Origin of the sequence: Tepidiforma sp., from assembly GCF_034433535.1 — a bacterium.
GTDB lineage: Bacteria > Chloroflexota > Dehalococcoidia > Tepidiformales > Tepidiformaceae > Tepidiforma.
The window spans coordinates 1-2,396 of record NZ_DAOUAO010000136.1 but is presented as its reverse complement, the minus strand read 5'-3'; the positions used below and the strand labels follow the sequence as shown (position 1 = coordinate 2,396).

Below are 2,396 nucleotides of genomic sequence, written 5' to 3'. Positions count from 1 at the left end.
CCGGAGCGCCCTGCGCCCGCGCCGCGCCCCCGCCGGGCTCCGGCCGCGCGCCCCCGCCGCGCGCCCTCTGCCTCCAGCAACGGGTCTCGCCGCAAGAGCAGCGAACCGGTCATCGAGCCCGATATCAACGCGGAGGAGGTCGATTTCGCCGCCCAGACCATCGATGACATCCTCCGCATCCTCGGCTTCGATGCCGAGATCTCCATCCGCGAGCCCCTCACCCCGGGCGATGGCCGCGGTTCCGTCCTCGCCGTGATCGACGTCCGCGGCGACGACCTCGGCGTCCTCATCGGCCGCCGCGGCGATACCCTCATGGCCCTCCAGTACCTCATGAACCTGATTCTCGCCCGCAAATACCCCGGCCGCGGCTCCGTCACCATCGATATCGAGCACTACCGCCATCGCAACGAAGAGCGCATCGTCGAAATGGCCCGCCGCATGGGCGAAAAAGTCCGCGAAACCGGCAACCCGATCACCCTCGAGCCGATGACCCCGGCCGAGCGCCGCATCGTCCATCTCCAGTTCGTCGACGACCCTGACCTCGAGACGAACAGCATCGGCGAGGGCGAAAGCCGCAAGGTCGTCATCAGCAGGAGAAACCAGGGAGGCTAGCCACGCGCATCCTGATCGCCGGCAACGTCGCGCTCGACCGCACCCCCGATGGCGGGTGGGCGCCCGGCGGCCCTGCGCTCTACACCGCCCGCACCGCGAGGGCACTCGGGGCTGAGGTCACCCTCATCACCACCGGCGACCCGGCCTTCCCGCCCGAGGCGCTCGAGGGCCTCGACGTCCGCGCGGCCCCCGGCCAGGCCCCCCGCTACGACAATCGCTACGACGCCGCCGGCCGCCGCACCCAGCTCCTCCTGGCGCCGGGCAGCGACCTCGCCCTCGTGCCCCGCCTGCGCCCCGGCGAGACCTTCGACGCAGTCCTCTATGCCCCGGCCTACCACGAATTCCGCAAGGCGCCCCTGCGCTTCAAAGGCTCCCTCGTCGGGGTCGCCCTCCAGGGCGCCCTGCGCACCTGCGATGCCGATGGCCGCGTCTTCCCAGCCGCCGACCCCCTCCGCGCCGCCCTGCCCCTCCTGCGGCCCGGCTGGATCGCCTTCTTCAGCGACGAGGACACCGCCCGCCCGGAGGCCTTCGCGCGCGAGCTCGCGGAGCGCCGCATCCTTGCCATCCTGACGCGTGGCCACAATGGCGCTACACTGTTCGAGCTCGATGGCAGCGAACACCACCACCCCGCCCTGCCCGCTGCCCCCGCCGACCCGACCGGCGCCGGCGATTGCTTCGCTGCCGCTTTCCTCGTCCGCCTCGCCGAGACCGACAGCCTCGCGGAGGCCATGCGCTTCGCCCTCGCGGCCGGCGCACTCGCGGTCGAAGCGCCCGGCCTCGCCGCCATCCCCAGCCGCACCGCCATCGAAGAACGCCTGAACCGGGAGGCCGCCTGATGGGAGCCCGCATCGTCTCGCTCGTCAACCAGAAAGGCGGCGTCGGCAAAACCACCACCGCCGTCTCCCTCGCCGTCGCCCTCGCGCGCCGCGGCCAGCGCGTCCTCCTCGTCGACCTCGACCCCCAGGCCAACGCCACCAGCGCCCTCGGCGTGCTCGGCGCCGACCACCCCGGCACCTACGACGCCATCCTCGATGAAACGCCCATCGACCAGTGCATCGTCACCGTCCCCGAAGAAGGGGTGGACCTCGTACCCTCCAGCGCCGAGCTCTCCGGCGCCGAGGTCGAACTCGTGCCCGTCCTCGCCCGCGAGCGGCGCCTCGCCAATGCCCTGCAGCCCGTGCGCGACCGCTACGACTGGGTGCTCATCGATTGCCCGCCCTCGCTCGGGCTGCTGACCATCAACGCCCTCACCGCCAGCGAAAGCGTCATCATCCCCGTCCAGTGCGAGTACATGGCGCTCGAGGGGCTCAGTCGGCTCGTCGAAACGCTCGAGCTGGTCCGGCGCAACCTCAACCCCGGCCTGCACGTCCTCGGCGTCATCCTCACCATGTTCGATGCCCGCACCCGCCTCGCCGGGCAGGTGGTCGAAGAGGTGCGCGGCCATTTCGCCCAGACGTTCGCCACCATCATCCCCCGCTCGGTGCGGCTCAGCGAAGCCCCGAGCCACGGGCAATCGATCTTCCGTTACGAACCGGGTGGCCGCGCGGCCGCCGCCTACGAGGCCGTCGCCACCGAACTCTTGGAACGCGTGGGAGTCGCCGTATGACACAGCCAAAGCGTGGATTGGGCCGCGGGCTCGATGCCCTCTTCTCCTCGAGCGCCGCCGCCGCCCCGCCCCCCGAAGCACCGGCCCCGGCGGCGCCCCCGCCCGCCGAGCCGACCATCCCCGAGCGCGAGCCGGCCGACAACCTCCAGTCGCCCCCGCAGCCCGCGCCCCAGCCGCC

At 72.1% G+C, this 2,396-nt stretch carries 3 protein-coding genes and 1 pseudogene; all 4 read left to right on the top strand.

What is annotated here, in order from left to right; genetic code table 11:
• The coding region (locus tag VAE46_RS07465) for a protein jag (RefSeq protein WP_322796298.1) at positions 1 to 612 on the top strand (612 nt) is incomplete at its 5' end.
• Positions 613 to 890: 278 nt separating this feature from the next.
• The gene (locus VAE46_RS07460) at positions 891 to 1,448 is read left to right on the top strand and encodes a carbohydrate kinase family protein (protein WP_322796297.1); all 558 of its coding nucleotides are present in this window, start codon (positions 891 to 893) and stop codon (positions 1,446 to 1,448) included.
• Positions 1,448 to 2,218: an AAA family ATPase gene (locus tag VAE46_RS07455; protein WP_322796296.1), complete on the top strand. Its 771-nt coding sequence runs from the start codon at positions 1,448 to 1,450 to the stop codon at positions 2,216 to 2,218. The genes VAE46_RS07460 and VAE46_RS07455 overlap by 1 nt, the downstream gene beginning before the upstream one ends.
• Positions 2,215 to 2,396, top strand: a pseudogene (locus tag VAE46_RS07450) (conjugal transfer protein TrbL); the annotation flags it as partial. The gene VAE46_RS07455 and the pseudogene VAE46_RS07450, both read left to right, overlap by 4 nt.

Bases quoted from the DNA above. Each gene is read 5' to 3' on its own strand.
- VAE46_RS07455 (WP_322796296.1), top strand. From the start codon at position 1,448: ATGGGAGCCCGCATCGTCTCGCTCGTCAACCAGAAAGGCGGCGTCGGC.